The 17,227-nt window shown below is 46.2% G+C and carries 13 protein-coding genes and 1 tRNA gene; 5 read left to right on the top strand and 9 right to left on the bottom strand.

Annotated elements, in window-relative coordinates:
- Positions 1-267 precede the first annotated feature (267 nt).
- The 3 genes from E4N66_RS04865 (at position 268) to msrB (ending at position 4,485) form a co-directional block, all read left to right on the top strand.
- Complete coding sequence (locus E4N66_RS04865; protein WP_253729176.1) at positions 268-2,370, top strand: methyl-accepting chemotaxis protein; 2,103 nt, start codon at positions 268-270, stop codon at positions 2,368-2,370.
- Positions 2,371-2,392: 22 nt separating this feature from the next.
- Complete coding sequence (locus E4N66_RS04860) at positions 2,393-3,250, top strand: SPFH domain-containing protein (RefSeq protein WP_253729175.1); 858 nt, start codon at positions 2,393-2,395, stop codon at positions 3,248-3,250.
- A gap of 137 nt (positions 3,251-3,387) precedes the next feature.
- On the top strand, positions 3,388-4,485 hold the full coding sequence (msrB, locus tag E4N66_RS04855) for a peptide-methionine (R)-S-oxide reductase MsrB (RefSeq protein ID WP_253729428.1): 1,098 nt from the start codon (positions 3,388-3,390) through the stop codon (positions 4,483-4,485).
- A 241-nt stretch (positions 4,486-4,726) separates the two neighbouring features.
- Here msrB and E4N66_RS04850 read toward each other — a convergent pair whose 3' ends face one another.
- The 8 genes from E4N66_RS04850 to E4N66_RS04815 form a co-directional block, all read right to left on the bottom strand.
- A complete protein-coding gene (locus E4N66_RS04850) occupies positions 4,727-6,559 on the bottom strand; it encodes a S1C family serine protease (RefSeq protein WP_253729174.1) in 1,833 nt (610 codons plus the stop codon).
- A 14-nt stretch (positions 6,560-6,573) separates the two neighbouring features.
- Positions 6,574-8,658: a tetratricopeptide repeat protein gene (locus tag E4N66_RS04845; RefSeq protein WP_253729173.1), complete on the bottom strand. Its 2,085-nt coding sequence runs from the start codon at positions 8,656-8,658 to the stop codon at positions 6,574-6,576.
- 1 nt (position 8,659) lies between these two features.
- Positions 8,660-10,225 (bottom strand): tRNA lysidine(34) synthetase TilS, encoded by a 1,566-nt coding sequence (tilS, locus tag E4N66_RS04840; RefSeq protein ID WP_253729172.1) that lies wholly within the window; start codon positions 10,223-10,225, stop codon positions 8,660-8,662.
- Between the two features lie 90 nt (positions 10,226-10,315).
- Complete coding sequence (locus E4N66_RS04835; RefSeq protein ID WP_253729171.1) at positions 10,316-10,948, bottom strand: 50S ribosomal protein L25; 633 nt, start codon at positions 10,946-10,948, stop codon at positions 10,316-10,318.
- A gap of 131 nt (positions 10,949-11,079) precedes the next feature.
- A tRNA-Gln gene (locus E4N66_RS04830) sits at positions 11,080-11,152 on the bottom strand.
- Positions 11,153-11,222: 70 nt separating this feature from the next.
- Positions 11,223-11,483, bottom strand: coding sequence for a septation regulator SpoVG (gene spoVG, locus E4N66_RS04825; RefSeq protein ID WP_016523359.1), 261 nt, complete (start codon positions 11,481-11,483; stop codon positions 11,223-11,225).
- A gap of 47 nt (positions 11,484-11,530) precedes the next feature.
- Complete coding sequence (gene ispE, locus E4N66_RS04820; RefSeq protein WP_253729170.1) at positions 11,531-12,415, bottom strand: 4-(cytidine 5'-diphospho)-2-C-methyl-D-erythritol kinase; 885 nt, start codon at positions 12,413-12,415, stop codon at positions 11,531-11,533.
- Positions 12,416-12,481: 66 nt separating this feature from the next.
- Entirely contained in the window at positions 12,482-12,883 is a 402-nt protein-coding gene (locus E4N66_RS04815) for an HIT family protein (protein ID WP_253729169.1), read from the bottom strand.
- A gap of 155 nt (positions 12,884-13,038) precedes the next feature.
- Between E4N66_RS04815 and E4N66_RS04810 the strand changes: the two genes are divergently transcribed.
- The gene (locus tag E4N66_RS04810; RefSeq protein ID WP_253729168.1) at positions 13,039-14,961 is read left to right on the top strand and encodes an AMP-dependent synthetase/ligase; all 1,923 of its coding nucleotides are present in this window, start codon (positions 13,039-13,041) and stop codon (positions 14,959-14,961) included.
- A 75-nt stretch (positions 14,962-15,036) separates the two neighbouring features.
- Here the strand turns inward: E4N66_RS04810 and E4N66_RS04805 are convergent, their stop codons facing one another.
- Positions 15,037-15,381, bottom strand: coding sequence for a hypothetical protein (locus E4N66_RS04805; RefSeq protein WP_253729167.1), 345 nt, complete (start codon positions 15,379-15,381; stop codon positions 15,037-15,039).
- Positions 15,382-15,576: 195 nt separating this feature from the next.
- Here E4N66_RS04805 and E4N66_RS04800 point away from each other — a divergent pair, with 195 nt between their 5' ends.
- The gene (locus tag E4N66_RS04800) at positions 15,577-17,187 is read left to right on the top strand and encodes a 5'-nucleotidase C-terminal domain-containing protein (RefSeq protein ID WP_253729166.1); all 1,611 of its coding nucleotides are present in this window, start codon (positions 15,577-15,579) and stop codon (positions 17,185-17,187) included.
- Positions 17,188-17,227: the final 40 nt, after the last annotated feature.

Raw genomic sequence — 17,227 nt, 5'->3', positions numbered from 1 at the left:
TTAATCCTACAATGCCTCTACCGTGTTGTCAAGAAAATAAATAAATAAATTTATTTTTATTTTTACAGGACAACGGGTACATAAATCATGCATATTTTAGGCCTTTACGCGGAACATTACCATTCTGAGCATAGACAGTGATACGCAAAAGGAATAGAATACATCTACTATTATAGAGCCGGGCGGATAATAATTTTACCGTAAGACCCCGTTAATTTGTAATCGGTTAAAAAATAAAATCCATGTTTGGAAAGGAGTCTTAGCACTATGGCAAAAACAACACCGAAACGGTTTTCAATCCGCTATAAACTCATCCTTGTTTTCGGCCTTCTTGTGCTGTTTGCCGGCATTACCGAAGCAGTGCTGGCAAACTTGATTGCACGCAAAGCGGTAACCGAAAAAGTCGAAACGCATTTAACGGACAAAGCAGTAGATGTTGCAAACATCATCGACGGAAGAATAAGCGCACTCTATCAATTCCTTAACGGTATTGCACGTATGCCTTTTTTAACCGATCCTGCATATTCATATCAAGAACGGGCTGTACTCTTACAAGCAGAAACCCAGACAAACAGTAAAATTATTGAACTGCATGTAACCGATCCGAACGGTACATTCTATTATCCCGGAAATACAACCCAAGTAGGTGACAGAGCATGGTTTCAGGCAGCCCTTTCAGGCACTCCTTTTATTTCGGAACCGTATAGAGAGCGAATAAAGGAAACACTCGTCATCACCCTCGCTGTACCGATATTCGATGAAAATCACCATATTCATAGTGTCCTTTCAGCCGATGTCAAGGGATTATTGCTTGCACAAAATATCGCAGATATCGTTGTCGGTGAAAGCGGCTTCTGCTACATAATGGGCTTAACGGGGACTACCATTGCCGACAGGGACTTTCCCTTAGTAGAAGCGCTTTTTAATGCCTCCGAATTGGCTAAAACCGATCCGGACTTAGTAAGCCTTGGGGCATTCGAACAAATCGCCTTAAAAGCACAAAAGCCCGCTGTCGGGTACTATAAATATGCAGGCATTTCAAAAATAGCTGCATACGCAAAAAGCAATATCTCAGGCTGGACGATCGTTGTTAATGCACCCTATCACGAATTTATGGGAACGGTCGATTCACTCACCGGTTCTATGCTCACTATCGGATTCTTCATACTGATCGGGGCGCTGCTTATCGTGTATCTCGTGGCTGCGAAGCTGGTCAAACCTATTCAAACAGCGGTATATGCATTAAAGGATATTTCACAAGGCGAAGGTAATTTGACAGTTAGGCTGCCGGTTACGGGGAATGATGAAATTACCGATTTATCCGAATTTTTTAACCAAACCATTGAAAAGATCGCTCATGCAATAAAATCGATCGGGACAAATAGCGCTGAGATGCAAACTATCGGCAATGAACTTGCAGATAATATGGTAGAAACCGCAAGTGCAGTGAATCAAATCAGTGCCAATATCGAAGGTGTAAAGCGGCAGACTTTAACCCAAGCGGCAAGTGTGAACGAAACGGCAGCAACCGTCGAGGAAATTGTCCGTACTATTAAGCAGCTGAACACCAGTATCCAAACGCAAGCGGCAAGCGTTGCACAGTCTTCATCTTCGATTGAGCAGATGGTGGCCAACATCGCCTCCATTACCGGTACGCTCGAAAAGGCAAACGGTGCAGTAAAAAGCCTGACAACCGCAACCGACGACGGTAAAGCAACGCTTGTAACCTCGAATACCGTAACACAAAAAATAGCCGAAGAATCCGGCTCGCTGATGGAAGCATCGAGCGTTATTCAGCATATTGCATCCCAAACGAACTTGCTCGCAATGAATGCCGCCATCGAAGCCGCTCATGCAGGAGAAGCAGGAAAAGGATTTGCCGTCGTCGCAGATGAAATCCGCAAATTGGCAGAAGATTCCGCGGCTCAAGGCAAAAATATTACAAAGACCCTTAAAATGCTCAGCGGAGAAATCGAAACACTTTCAGCATCTTCCAAGACCGTAGAAGGGAAATTCAATGCCATATTTAACCTAGCGGGACAAGTGAAGGACATGAGCGATAGCCTGACCCAGGCAATGCGCGAACAGGAAAACGGCAGCAAAGAAGTATTAACCGCTATCAAGAATATCAATACGGTAACGATAGAGGTACAGGCAGGCTCCGAGGAGATGCTAACAGGCGGAGAAAGCGTTGCTGAAGAAATGCGAAAACTGGATGATCTTACCCGCATCATTACCGACGGCATGAACGAAATGGCGATAGGAGCGGCGCAGATCAATAACGCCGTTCAAGAAGTCAATAACATAACGCAGAAGAATAAACGAAGTATCGAAAACTTAACGGATGAAGTCGGCAAGTTTAAAGTCTAGCCGGCTGTAGAGGATGATGACTATGAAAAAGGTAAGTATTATTACAGTAATTGTACTCGCGTGTGCAGGAGCAGTGTTCTTTTTCGGATGGACGCAATTCTCAGTTCCTGCAGGAAAATACGGTGTCATGCTGTCAAAGTCGGGAGGCTATTACCCCCAAGCGATTATGCCCGGAAATTTTACCTGGCGATGGGAGCGGATTGTTCCTACGAATGCACGGATACTGGTATTTGACCTAACGCCCCGGCAAGTAAATTACGCGGCGGACGGTTCGCTCCCGTCGGCAGACCGATACGCTAAAATATTGAATACAAAAGATAATTTTTCGTGGGCATTCGGTATCGATGCCCTCGTTACGCTGAAACCTGAAAAGTTGGTATCAATTATCGAAAAAAACACCATACAGACGCAAGAAGCCCTTGACTCGTATATCGATTCGCATATACGCGCGGCGTTGCAGACAATTATGTACCGGTATGTTTCGGAACTGATCGACAATCCCTACGAATATCAGCAAGTAAAAACCGATTATCATACACTTTCGGAAAAGCTCAAAAACGAACTCATAAAAACAACCGGTGAAGACTTTTCTACCGAAGCCGTTACCTTAACCAAACTCACCATCCCCGATATTCATACTTATAAGATTGCAGAACAGGCTTATAACACGTATGAACAGAAGCGCGAAATGCTTTTGGCAGAAACTGCGGCAAAAGAAGCACAATACGCAGCTTCGGAACAATTCCAGATAGACCGGCTGACAAAATGGGGAGACTTTTTGGCAAAATACCCGCACATCATTGAACTGATTGCTGTTGCACAGCAGGATTCCAAAGCGGCGCTCAATGCTTTAAAGTCGCTGGAGAAAAAACAAGAATAACCCGGTATTACAGCTTTTTATCTACTATAAAAAATTAGTTTGTCTTTTGGGGATATCGAAAAAGTAACCAACTTTTAAGACATCCCCAAGGCATACCATTCTTCGATCGGATACCCCCTCTTGGGTATAACAAGGAGCTGAAAAGCAAGATGATAATTTATAAACGTATTCATTTAGCGGTGCCGCTCTGCATTGCTCTAACTCTCTGCAGCTGTATGAAAGCACAAGCAGGGGAAAGACATAGACCGCAGAATGAAAACAAAAACGGAGGAACACCTATGGTAACAGCGGGGAATATAAAAGAGATTTATTTGGCGGGAGGCTGCTTTTGGGGTGTTGAAGGATACTTCCGCCGGATTGCCGGTGTCGTTGAAACCGATACGGGATATGCGAACGGCACAACCGATACAACCGATTATCAGCACATACATGGGACCGATCATGCCGAAACCGTCAAGATAACCTATAATACCGGCGTTATCGCACTCGAAGAACTATTGGAACACTATTTCCGCATCATTGACCCGCTTTCCGTAAATAAGCAGGGAAATGATGTCGGCAGGCAATACCGTACCGGCATTTACTACACCGATAAGAAAGATGTGCCGGTTATTCACGCTTTTTTAAAACGGATGCAGACACAATATGCACGCCCGCTTGCAGTAGAAACGCAACCGCTGAGGAATTTCGTATTGGCGGAAGACTATCATCAAGATTATCTTGAAAAAAATCCCAACGGGTACTGTCATATCAATTTAAGCCTTGCATCCCTACCCCTGCATGACGAAACGAAGTTCAAAATGCCGGATGTCAAACAGATTAAGGAACGGCTGACACCGCTGCAATACAGTGTAACACAGGAGAAAGCAACCGAACGTCCCTTTACCAGCGAGTATGATAAGTTTGAAGGAAAGGGAATTTACGTTGATGTTGTTACGGGAAAACCGCTTTTTTCTTCGAGCGATAAATACGATGCAGGCTGCGGATGGCCGAGCTTTACCAAACCGATTACCTCGCAGGCGGTTGATTTTACGCACGACAGTAGCCACGGTATGGAACGGATTGAAGTTACCTCAAAAACCGGCGGCGCACATTTAGGCCACGTTTTTGACGACGGCCCGCAGGATAAAACAGGCTTGCGCTATTGTATCAACGGAGCTTCGTTACGATTTGTTCCCTACGAAGAAATGGATGCCGCCGGCTACGGAGACTATAAACAATACGTAACCGACTAAGGAAAACACATCAGGCTGTTTTTTAGCAACCCCGCAGAAGAATTGAGGCTGTTCAACCAGAGTTGAACCTCTTCGCGGTTCAAATGGTCTCACAGCCTCAATTCTTCTGCGATTCCGATTTACTCTGCCTGATGTGTTTTCCCATCTGTTGAAAAAAATGCGAAATTTTGGATAAAATTTCGCATAAGGCATAAGAAGAAAGCAATCGCTTTAAATATTTCTCATGCGGTTGCTTTTATTTCTAAAAATATGACGGATTGTCTAGGTATGCCCAGATGTTCATAAAGGTATCGAGATAAGCGGATTTCCGGCGTTTGGTATAAATCCGGGTGAACAGCGCATCCTCGGCTTTTTGTACTTCCATATCACGGATTTCAAGATAATCTCCGGCGGAAAAGCCTGTTTCATCGGCGTAGCTGCCGGGAATAACTTCCGTTATCCGGAAAGCCTTTCTTCCGCCGGCACTTTCAAGATACATACCATACACCGGCAGCATAGCCCGCGCACGGCTATCCTTACGATACACCAGCTCGGCAGGCTGTTTGGGACGGGCTTCCAGCTGTACGTACCAATCCTGCCGCGTTTTTTCCCAACGGTGCTCGCCTTGTTCCGCCCCGCCCATATTGCCGATTGCATCAGGCATAGTGCTGGCATTTGCATTTTCGGTATTGCCTGTTGAGCTGGCGATTGCATCGGGGGCGATACTGACGTTTGCAGCGATATCTGAGCCGGTAGTACGAGCGGCATTCGCGGCAGGAGTATGCAGGGGCGCATAGCCTGAAACCTTAATGATAGTACCGGCGCTCAACCGCATCAGCTCGGCCTGCAGTGCTTCCAAGCTGGGAACCGCCCGCCCATTCAGATGAGTAATAACGGCGCCGGCGGGAATAACAGACGCGGAGGAACCCGGCACTGCATAGACCAGTTCCGTTCCTGCCGCCTGCTGCGGCGATTCCTTCACGGAAACGCCATAGCAAGACATCCAAGCATGGACGATTTCACCGCCCGCATAGAGCTGTGGGAGGATAAGCCGCAGCAGTTCCACCGGTATCGCAAAGTTTAAGCCCTCGTTGCGTTCAAGACCGGCAAACACAATTGCCTGTACCCTGCCCGCCTCGTCGATAATCGGCCCGCCTGAGCTGCCGTGATTAACAGGCGCATCAATCTGCAATACGCTGCCTAAAGACAGAAGACGCCGGTTTTGCGCCGACACGATACCGGAAGTAAGCGTCTGCTCCAATCCGGCGGGCGAGCCGATCGCATAGATTCTACTGCCGATGTTTAAGTCTTCCGAAGAGCCGAGCTGAAAATACACTTCGGGATTAATCTCCGTTTTAAGAAGCGCAAGGTCGAATGTCGTATCCCAGCCGACTACCTTTGCCGGTATCCGCACCGTAGGATTTTCCGCACGCTTGATGTACACACGGGAAAATCCTTCGTATTCGGGATCAACTTCGCTTTGAATAACATGATAGTTTGTAATGAGATAGCCGTTAGCGTCGATAAAAAAGCCCGAACCGATCATCCGGTCGGCTCTCCCCAACCCTTTTTCGATCGTCATACCGCGGTCTACCCACACCGTTACGGTTCCTTTCATCATCTTTCGAACCGTTTCCAACGACGGCGCATCATGTACTCCGTCTGATAATCGGGCACTATCCTGAATCAGCGCATCAAATTTCTTTTCTTTCCATTTATTCCGCTGCGCTGACACAAGTTTTTCCTCACTCCACTGTGCAGGCGTATGTCCTAATGCAGTGAGTGATCGGAATATTTTGAGCGCTTCATCCCATGTACCGTTTTCGACAGCCCTAAAAAACAATTCTTCAACAGCACTCTTGGAGTCTTGATACAATGTGTTTATTTCATCGGTACGTTCGGTATACAGTGTTAAACGCTTTGCCCGCAATAGGGCATCGAGCGGTTTTTCTGCAATAAGACCGCGGACAGCTTCAATCTCCCGTATCACACTGCGGCCGTCCGTGTAATTGACGCTTTGAGAAAAAGAGGGAGTAACGGAGGTACAGGCGCCGAAAGTAACCAAAAGTACAATCAGCGCGGATATGTTATACAAAAACCGGCTCAATCTCACTTTTGCCCCTCAGCTTTCACAGGAGCGGCCCGAACGGGAACGCGCAACATTTGAACGAACACGACGCCTTCGGAGCGGACGGCATAAAGCTCATAACTTCCGATTATCACCGTCCGCCCTTCTACATTGGAATCGGTATTCTTAAACAACTCTATCAGTTTTTCGGCTACCTTATCGGAAAAAGCGGGGCGCATTTCGAGCCAGTATACATTATATGAAGGATCTTTTATCAGCGGCATACTTGTTTTGCCGATAGTCAAGCGTTCCGGTGTTCCTTTTTTATAGTATACCGAAACCGGTAACCCCGAATACCGGTGCTTCCACACCGTCTGAGCATTTCCCGACGGAAACTGCGTATACTGAATTTCCGGTGTTCCGTCTTCATTTTCATCCCAATTTTTTATGACCGTTCCGTCCGTCTTGTAAAGTTCATAATATTCAAACAACTTATTTTTATTGATATCAACCGAAATTTTATCGAGCTTTCCCTGTTTGCCGTATTGTTCCAGCACCTCAAAAAATCCGTCGCCGTCATAGTCATACTCTTTTTGTGCAAGTACGCCGTTCCGATACCGAGCAAGAGCAAGCGTTTGTGTTCCCGTCTTGATTTCAGCCGAAATAATCCGGCCGTCTTCAAAGTGCATCCGCATAACTGCATTTGTATCCAACGGTGAAGGTTCTTCGCTATATAATACCGAAAAGATAAAATCATGTTCTTGCAGGAGGCGGGCATTGTTGCGTAACCGCAGCGTAAAGAAAGCCGGAGCCTCTGCATCGGTATCGCGCAGTCTTAAATCAAGTTCGGTCTGAACAACCGGCTCCCATCGAAGTGCAAGCGGACGCATGATATATTCCCGCTTTTCCGTCTTTTGCACAATCGAATGCACTGCCGGATAGCTGTCATATTGAACGGCATAACCGTTCTTCGGCGTAACGATACGATCAGGGGCGCCGAAATTGCACTGTATCTGATATTCATACACCTCATCCTGATTGAGATCGAAAAAAGCCGATACGGGGCGTCCCTGTTCAAAAAAAACAGCCGCGTTGGAGATGCCGTCACGGTTATCGTCCTCTAAGAGCACGCCGCTAAAACTTTTAAGGCGGTTGCCAATCTCTTTCCGCATAGCGTCCGTACCGGTCAGCCGGCACAACTCAATCAGCTGATCGGAATACAAGGCGGACACGGGCGCTTTACCATTTTCCCTTTGCGGCAAATGAGCGGCAACGGTTACGGCAAAAAATTCTTCGACAGCGGTCTTTTCTTCGATAACGCCATACCGAAGCTCCGCAAGCACCGCGGCAAGCTGCGTCCGTGCATCAAGGTTTTGATTGACTACTGCGTGCATATTACGATACACTTTTAAACGGCGGCTGTTTTCTTGCGGGTTAGGATCAAAGGGAGCGGCATACACTGCCAGAGACGGCTCCTGTTCAATCCAGACATAAAGTTGCTGCAAAAGAGAGTCGGCAAGTTTTTTCCCCGCGCGGGTCATCACTTTATCCCGCTCTTGTAAAAAGAACAGCCGAGGGAACCGAACATCAAAACTCCAACGGTTTAACGCAGTTTCGATTACATCCCGCGCCTGCCCGTCACGTCCTACCCCATAGAGCGCAGAAGCGCGGTAAAAGTCACGGTCGGCGGAATCAAAGGAAAGCGAATCCAACACTTGAATTGCTTCGTTGTAGCGTCCCGTTTCAGTATAAAGGCGGGCAAGCAGGAGAACGAGATTATCACGGTTATAGATACGCAACTTTAATCCCGAAGTCAATGCCGTTTCCGCGGCATCAAGGCATTGTGCACGAGTACCGTTCAACTGAAGAAGACATTGAGCCTTTAAATAAAAAAAGTCCGCAAAGGAATCGTCAAAAGTCATGCCTTTTTCGGTGTATTCAAGAGCTTCCGCATAGTTTGCATCGGTATAGAGCGCCGCGGCTTTTTGTAAATATTGCAGTGCATACGAGGTATTAATCTGCTGCAGTTCACGGTTTACTGTTTGCGAATAAGCCGCAGTAACAGGTAGTAATAGCATAAACAACGCTTCTGTAAGCGGAATCATCCGTTTTATATGCTTGAGCATTCTATTGTTCCTCCACAAACCAGTTTTTATATCCAAGGAAGCTGCCATACAAGGCGCGTATACGAGTACGCCTCCGAATACAAGTATCTTCTATGATAATCGGCAAAAGTTCGCGGGCAAGTGAATCAACCTGCCATTCATTTAAAATTTTTTTTACTTCTTTTACATTTCCGGATTTCATTTGAATCCGATCGCCGCCACGCCTAGATCTGACGAAAATGGGGAGCGTAAAAGGGCCTATTCCGCTGCTTTTCTCCGTACTATCCCGCACAAAGATACCGTTGTCAGCTTGATAAACCTCCAACTGCCCCAGAGGATACGCATATATGCCGCATTGCGGAATGGTCAAACTATATGACTTTTGACTATACAGCGTAAGATAGGCAGTACTGTCAAAAAGAAGGATACGATCACCGCGGCGTTCCACCCGAAGAGCGCCGGCAGCAGCAATCTTTGAGCGAGTATCCGGTTGCTTTTCCTGAACAATCAATGCATCCGGCAGTGTCGATGCTTCAGACGTAGATTCCTCCGATACTGCCGGTGAGTCTGATACATCCAAAGCTGCCGCTGTTTCTTGCCTCGCTCCCTTCAATATTTCCGGCGCTTCCGTATGTTCGGACGAAAGCCTAAGGAGTATGCCCAGCGGAACCCGTGTCCCGATACCGAGCCGGCGGCACCCTTGTTCAAGTACCCTAAGCCGCAGCGCAGAATGGAGCGAATCGAAGAAATCCGCCGCGATTGCAAGCGCACCGTGTTTGCATTGCTCCCAATCAGCCGTGGCGCCCGCGTTGGTTGCACCGGCTATGCCGATAAAGGTTTTGCGCGCAGTTATCAATGCTTCTTCACAGAACGAACGATCCAGACTAATCCGCTGCAACGTTTTATCCAGCCCGGTGCGCCACCCGCCGAAGGCCGCAGCCAATGCCGGTACTAGATGGTGCCGGATTCGGTTGCGCAGATACGTATCTTCCGCATTGGTGGAATCCTCGCGCCATTTGATACCCTGCTGCCGTAAAAAGGCTTCTATATCGCTCCGTTCTACCGTGATAAGCGGGCGTAAATACCGTCCGCGCCGTACCGGCATCATGGATAAACTTGCCGTACTGCCGCCTTGGAAGAGCCGCATCAGCGCCGTTTCATATACATCACTACGGTTATGCGCCGTTACAATATAGTCGGCACCAACGGAAGCGGCGGTTTCTTCAAAAAGCCGGTATCTCAGCGTACGTGCGGCATCTTCGGTTCCCCTGTTTCGTTCCTTTGCATAACGCGCAACTTCTCCAGCGGGGATTTCCGCGACTACACAGGATACCGGCGGATCCAGACGGCTGCATAGCTCGGCGACAAAGGCTGAATCGGCGGCGCTTTCTTCCGCACCGCGGATATTATGGTTAACCGTAACTACGGTTAATCGGCAGCGAAGCCGCGTCTGTAATCGATGAAAGGCTAACAGTAATGCCGTAGAATCAGCACCGCCCGAACACGCAAGAAGAAAGCGACACGGAATATGTGTTAAAAATGGTTTAAGATTGTTAAATACGGCATCGACGAGCGGATGAGAATACATACACTGAGAACAATAAAGCGTTTTTGAGGAAAAGACAAGAACAGAACAGAAAAAAAGTGCAGGTGTAAGACCTGCACTTTGATAAGAAGGTTAGACTTTTGCTTCCGGAGCAGCGCCTGCAGCCGGAGCTGCATCAGCTGCAGCTTCATCCGTAACAGCGGGGGCTTCTTCTCTGGCAAATTTAACCATTGCAACCGCTAAATCAGCATCAGTCAAAACCTTAACACCTTCGGGAACTTTAATATCCCGAACGTGAATTGCTTCGTTAGCACCGAGTTTTTCAACATTGACTACGATGCGCTCAGGCAAGTTACGCGGTAAACATTCAACCTCAAGTTCTGCAATACCGGTTTCCAAAACGGCGCCTTGACGGCATGCTTCAGGAGATCCGGAAAGCCGAATCTGAATTTTAGTCCGTAACAACTGACCGCGTTCAACAGCGTAGAAATCTGCGTGGAAAACTTTATCGTTTACGATATCATATTGATAATCTTTGATAAAAACTTCAAACTCGTCTTTGTCGTCAACTTTAACGGTAATAAGCGTACTTTCGGTAACTGTTTTGAATAATTTTTCAAAATCGCGATAGGGAACATCAATAGCTGTCGAATGCCCCGCATTATCATAAATAACGGCAGGCAAACGATTAGCCCTACGGCATTTTGCAGTAGCAGCTTTTCCAAAATCTGTTCGGCGGCAGGCTGTCAAAACTCTCTCTTCCATAATCAGGAACTCCTTTGCATATAAAGCAAACAAGAGGCTCCTTCTGTATGAAAAGCCCCTTTTTTATATTTACATTCATATAAAGTCAACACGGATTATTTTGCAACAAAATAATCCGTATCTCCTTCAGACTGGGACGGTAGGATTCGAACCTACGGAATGACGGCACCAAAAGCCGTTGGCTTACCACTTGCCGACGTCCCATTATAAAAAACCATGCATTCATGCATGGTAATTTTCCTATTGTTATAAACCGATCTGCATACCATCGGTTCTAGCTTTCTGCACAAGCCTCGTATGCGGAAAGTATCTTTTCTTGCAGTACCGATCGGAATTCAGGTGTTATCGGATGAGCAATATCCTTGTACGCGCCGGTCTTAGTTCTACGGCTCGGCATTGCAACAAAAACACCTTTTTCGCCTTCAATAAGCTTCACATTATGCAGTACGAAGCAGTCATCAAAGGTAACGGTTGCATAAGCCTTTAATTTGCCTTCAGCTACGGTCTTCCGGATCTGGACATCAGTGATCGTCATACTATGCCCCTCCTTACGGTAGAGCCATTATACACCGTAAAGTCTTGTTAGGCAAGTAAAAGAAACGGTTTACACCAGCTCCATCTTTTTGCCAAGACTTTGAATGCAGAAGCCATAAGATTTTCAGAGCTAAACAACCCGAAAACAGCGGAACCGGAACCGCTCATCTGTGCAAATTCCGCACCTTGTTCGCAGAGCTCGTTACGCACACGACCGATAACGGGGTAGCGCTGCTCAAGCACCGGTTGAAAATCATTTACAAAGCACCATTTCCCAAGCGGATCATGATACTGTTTTATCAGTTTTTCATATCCCCAGGCTTCATATTCGCCGGATAGCATTCCCTTTTGTTTATCCAAAAGCGAATAAGCTTCTTTCGTTGAACTCTGCACATCCGGCCAAATCAAGATACCGAAACAGTCAGTACGGGATTGTATCGGCTCAAAAACCTCTCCTCGTCCCGACACGATTCCTGCCGCCTCCCTAAGAAAGAACGGCACATCGCTACCGACTTGTAAAGCAAGATCTATCAACTCAGAATCGGTTAACGGCATCGCAAAAAGCTCATTTACAACCTTCAGTAAGGCAGCCGCATCGGATGACCCTGCACCCAAACCGCTTCCTGCAGGAAGATTTTTTATCAACCGAACTCTTATGCCCGCATTGATTCCCGCCGCGTCTTTAAACACTTTCCATGCTTTAGTCAATGTGTTATCAGCAGGCAATGGCAACAAAGGAGATTCAACCGTACAACTGTGCGAATCGCTTGATTGTGTTATGGAAAGATAATCCGCTATTGAAATACGCTGAAAAATACTTTCAAGGTTATGAAACCCATCTTCTCTTTTTGCCAGAACCTTTAGATGAATATTAATCTTCGCATATGCACAAAGACTAATTGCATCGGCACTCATGCTTGAAGCATTATTCATATATTGTGAGTTTTGTCAACCGCCCCAAATATCTCCAAAACATCTCCGATCCGGCAGCGGTGCGCTTTACATCTTGAGTTTTTTATACGTTTCTTCGAGCGGGTGTACAGCTCCGCCGAATTTCGGGAAACTCGGAACGGCGTCACCTGATTTCCGCGGAATAAGGTGTATATGCAAATGAAAAACAGTCTGGCCTGCACATTGGTTATTTGCATTCAGCATATTGATACCTTCATATCCGCAGTCAGTTACGCAATGGTTGGCGATCTTTTTTACCGTATCCATTACATGATGGAGCGTTGCTTCATCCGCATCCAAGATATTCGTAACATGTTTTTTGGGGACAACCAGCATGTGACCGTCAACATCTTTTGCAATATCCATAAAGACAATCGTATATTCATCTTCATAAATTTTCATGCACGGAATTTCACCTTTAGTAATCTTACAAAAAATACAATCATCCATACGTTAGCTCCTTTTCTTTTCATTGTAAGAGGAAACCTCTTTGCCGTCAATCATACGTCTTGAACATCCTCTTTATTTTGCGGGAATATCCGAAGACCGTCTGATGAGGTTACCTTTTACTTGACTGATTTTTTCTTTTGTGCTAGCGTTTCGGCATGAACGACATCACAATGCCGCAATTGTTGCAACAAATTGCAAAAAAGCATCCGAACATTGCCGCTCAATATTCAAAGAATGAGCAAGGCGATTTTAATCCGCTCTCCTACACCGATGTTTTTGATCGGGTATTGAGTTTCGCAGGCGGGCTGTTATCCCTCGGCATCACGCGGGGCGATAGAGTCGGCCTTATCGCAGATAACCGGAAAGAATGGTACCATGCCAGTATGGGGATTATGACGATCGGAGCTGCTGATGTTCCGCGCGGCTGTGATGCAACCGAACAGGATTTAGTACGCATTTTATCTTTCGCTGAATGTACGGCTGCTGTCATAGAAAATCGGGATCAATTCATAAAAATCTTAAAAAATCAGCAACAGTTCCCGCTGCTCAAAACGCTCATTGTTTTTGATCCTTTTGATATTCAAGATGAAGAGCTCAAAACAAAGGGTGACATTTTCCGCTTTGCAATGTACAGCTATGATGAGATTATCGAACGGGGTATGGCATATCGGAAAGAACACCCCGAAGCGGTTGAACGGGAGCTGGAAAAAGGCAGCGATACGGAAGTTGCTACGATCATTTTTACCTCCGGTACGACAGGCGAACCTAAGGGCGTTATGCTGACGCATAAAAACTTTGCCGTGCAGCTGGATGATCTTAAAACGAGAGTTATCCTCTATCCCGGCGAAAAGGCCATTGTGGTTCTACCGGTATGGCATAGCTTTGAGCGGCTCTGCGAATACGTTATTTTGGCTTCTGCTGCGGGAATGGTATACTCCAAACCGGTGGGAAGCATCCTGCTTGCAGATATCGCAAAAACCAATCCGGCACTGTTCCCGTCGGTACCGCGTATATGGGAGTCAGTCTACACCGGTGTTTTTAAAGCAATGAAGCAGGCTGGCGGTATTAAACAAAAACTGTTCAACTTTTTCGTTGCAGTAGGCTTGTTCCATGCACACCATGCGCGGAATGTAACAGGGCAAAATCCGCACTTTGTGCCTTATACGAAGGTTATCCGTCCTATTATTTCCTTTATACCCTATCTTTTCTCCCTGCCGCTCTATGCGCTGGGCAATGCGCTTGTGTTTAAAAAGATCCGTACCAAACTCGGCACCGGATTCCGCCAAGGTGTTTCCGGCGGAGGAGCGCTACCGCCGAATATCGATGCTTTCTTCTGGGCTATCGGTGTAAGCGTTACCGAAGGCTACGGTTTAACCGAAACGGCACCGGTTGTGTCGGTTCGCCCACTCGGACGCCCCGTATTCGGCACTATCGGGAAGCCGCTGTCGTGTACAACGGTAAAGATTGTCGATGACAACGGGAAAGAATTGCCGGTAGGCCAACTCGGTACGGTAATGATCCGCGGCACCAGTGTTATGAAGGGGTATTACAAACGGCAGGATTTAACCGATGCGGTCATCGATAAAGACGGTTGGTTCGACAGCGGCGACCTCGGATTTAAAACGCTTGACGGCGAACTTATCCTACGCGGCAGAAAAAAGGATACGATTGTACTGCGCGGCGGAGAAAACATCGAGCCGGTACCGATTGAAATGAAGCTGCAAGAATCGCCATTCATTGCGCAAGCCGTAGTTCTCGGGCAGGATCAGCGCTTTTTAGGCGCACTCATCGTTGCGGATGAAGCGGAAGTAAAAAGCTATGCAGCAGAACAAGGATTAGCCGCAGATTCGCTTTCGGAACTGCTGGAAAAGCCGGAGATCAAAAAACTTTTTGAACGGCAAATTGCTTCGTTGATAAACCATGAAAATGGTTTTAAGCTGTTTGAACGGATTAATCGTTTTGCGCTCCTTGCTAAACCTTTTGAAGCAGGTGTGGAACTTTCGGCAAAGCAAGATATCATGCGCTATAAGATTACGTCGTTATACAGCAAACAAATCAACGCCCTCTTTACCAATTAATGGAAAAGATTTTCCATCGCTCGCAGCCGCAATCTGTAACGTTGGGGGATCAGCTTCTTTGGCCGAAAACGACCTTCATATTCTATAGTGAGCTTCAATTTCTTGTAAGATATTTAATGAGTACGTATCTTTTGCGAGTTTTTCCTTCAAAACATGAAGGTTTTGAAGGAAGCCTTGAGGAATTTCTGTGGTATCACTTTTTCGTATAAGTGAATACAAAAGCTCAACACATTCGGTACATAAATAGGGGTTTGTTTCAGACTGTATAAAAAACACAACTTCCATTATAGCGCTAAAAGCATCTTCTGCAGTAAATGCAGTATCTATTTTATCCCGTGCTTTTGCAAAAAACCATTCATCTTTTTGCAGCTCTGTTTGCCAATTGAGCTGTAAATTTTTAAGCACTTCATTTATTTTCATGTTATTCCTATATATGCGGTATTATACAGCATATCATTCTTAATTAACATAAGAAATCCAGTCTGTATACAATAACGCCATATCTTTTTATCTACGCCATAGTTTATAGAGGTTTTTCCTTATAACTTTTTCTCTCTTTTTTCCTTGCATTTTTTTTCTATCCGTTTTACACTAAAGAACATAAGGAGTATGCAAATGACACAGAAAAAAGTTTTTAAAACACTGTTCGTTGTTCTGGCGGCTGCATTTATGCTGTTCCCGTCGTGTAAAACAACCGAATCCGCTCCGGCAGCTGTATCAAAGCAATACAGTGCCATTGAAGCGAAAGCGCCTGCCAATCAAGTAGACGTTCTATTATTTAACGACTTCCACGGTAACGTCGCGGAAGATACCCGTCCCGGCAAAGGTAGAAATGCCGGTATGGCAAAGATGCTCGGCTATGTACACACGGCACAAAGGGAAAACCCGAACACGATTGTTGTAGCGGGCGGTGATAACTACCAAGGTACTGCGATTTCCAATTTGACCTACGGTGCGCCGGTTTCCGCAATGATGAAGGCGATGGGTGTATCGGTATGTGCAGTCGGAAACCATGAATTCGACTGGGGTGTAAAACACATGACCCAATGGCAAAAAGACGGCGGCTTCACCTTCTTGGCGGCAAATATCGTTGATAAAAACACCAAGAAGCCTGTCTCGTGGGCAAAACCGTACATGATTATCACTAAAGGCGGTTATAAGGTTGCATTTATTGGTTTAGCACATCCCGACACGGTCACTTTAACAAAAGCGGAACATGTCAGCGGCTTGGACTTTACTGATCCCGTTAAAGCCGGACAGCAATGGGTTGACTATCTGTTAGCCGGAAAAGCAAAAGAAGGGAAACCGGATGTCATCATCGCATTGACGCACATCGATTCCGATCAGAAAGGTGAAGAAATTACCGGAAATGCAGTTGCCCTTGCTAAAATTAAGGGTTTAAACGCGATATTATCAGCTCACAGCCACCGGCCGGTACAAGGAGTTGCAGACGGTATGCCGATTATGCAGGCATACTGCTATGGCCGCGCAGTCGGAAAACTCAGTATCACATTTGATGAAAATAAAAAAATCGCTTCGATTACGCCTGCACTGGATGAAATTTGGAAGCGTAAAGACACTATCGTCGAGGATGAAGTAGGCAAGGCTGTACATGCAAAATACGAAGCTGACTTAAAACCGATCTTAGGCAAAGTAATCGGCACCGCTGCCGGTGAATTTACCCACGAAAGAAGTGAAAAAGGCAGCAACACCTTGCTCGGCGTATGGGCTTCCGAAGCTCAGCGGAAAGTAGGTAAAGCGGATATCGCCATCCAAAACGGCGGCGGATTACGCAGAACGCTTGCAGCGGGAAATATTACCGTCGGCGATCTGTACGAAATTATGCCGTTCGACAACTACTTGGTAGTGTTCGATCTTCCCGGTTCGGAAATCAAAAAGGCAATTGATCACGGTATTATGAACCCGAATATCACAGACGGACAGTTTGCAGGATTAAAGGTTGAATACGACGGCACCAAACCTTTTGAAAGCAGAGTAACTTCTATCGCATTAGCCGATGGAACTCCGCTCGATATGAACAAAACATATAAGGTTGTTGTCAACGACTTTATGTTTACCGGCGGCGATAAATACGATTTCTCGAAGGCAACGAACGTCGTCGAAACATACGTTCCGATTCGTGATGCTTTAATCGACGAAATTAAAGCGGCAAAAACAATTACGCCGAAAGCTCCGGATTACATCAAAGATATCAGTAAAAAATAAAAGGGAGTCCTTATACACAATGAAACAAGCAATGTATGTT

The sequence above is a fragment of the Treponema sp. OMZ 857 genome (genome assembly GCF_024181085.1).
GTDB lineage: Bacteria > Spirochaetota > Spirochaetia > Treponematales > Treponemataceae > Treponema.
Note: the sequence above shows the minus strand (reverse complement) of the source record. Positions and strands in the feature narration are given on the sequence as shown.

Coding starts and splice junctions, on each gene's coding strand:
- E4N66_RS04865 (WP_253729176.1), top strand. CDS start 268: ATGGCAAAAACAACACCGAAACGGTTTTCAATCCGCTATAAACTCATC.
- E4N66_RS04860 (WP_253729175.1), top strand. CDS start 2,393: ATGAAAAAGGTAAGTATTATTACAGTAATTGTACTCGCGTGTGCAGGA.
- E4N66_RS04845 (WP_253729173.1), bottom strand. CDS start 8,658: ATGCTCAAGCATATAAAACGGATGATTCCGCTTACAGAAGCGTTGTTT.
- tilS (WP_253729172.1), bottom strand. CDS start 10,225: ATGTATTCTCATCCGCTCGTCGATGCCGTATTTAACAATCTTAAACCA.
- E4N66_RS04835 (WP_253729171.1), bottom strand. CDS start 10,948: ATGGAAGAGAGAGTTTTGACAGCCTGCCGCCGAACAGATTTTGGAAAA.
- spoVG (WP_016523359.1), bottom strand. CDS start 11,483: ATGACGATCACTGATGTCCAGATCCGGAAGACCGTAGCTGAAGGCAAA.
- ispE (WP_253729170.1), bottom strand. CDS start 12,415: ATGAATAATGCTTCAAGCATGAGTGCCGATGCAATTAGTCTTTGTGCA.
- E4N66_RS04815 (WP_253729169.1), bottom strand. CDS start 12,883: ATGGATGATTGTATTTTTTGTAAGATTACTAAAGGTGAAATTCCGTGC.
- E4N66_RS04810 (WP_253729168.1), top strand. CDS start 13,039: ATGAACGACATCACAATGCCGCAATTGTTGCAACAAATTGCAAAAAAG.
- E4N66_RS04805 (WP_253729167.1), bottom strand. CDS start 15,381: ATGAAAATAAATGAAGTGCTTAAAAATTTACAGCTCAATTGGCAAACA.
- E4N66_RS04800 (WP_253729166.1), top strand. CDS start 15,577: ATGACACAGAAAAAAGTTTTTAAAACACTGTTCGTTGTTCTGGCGGCT.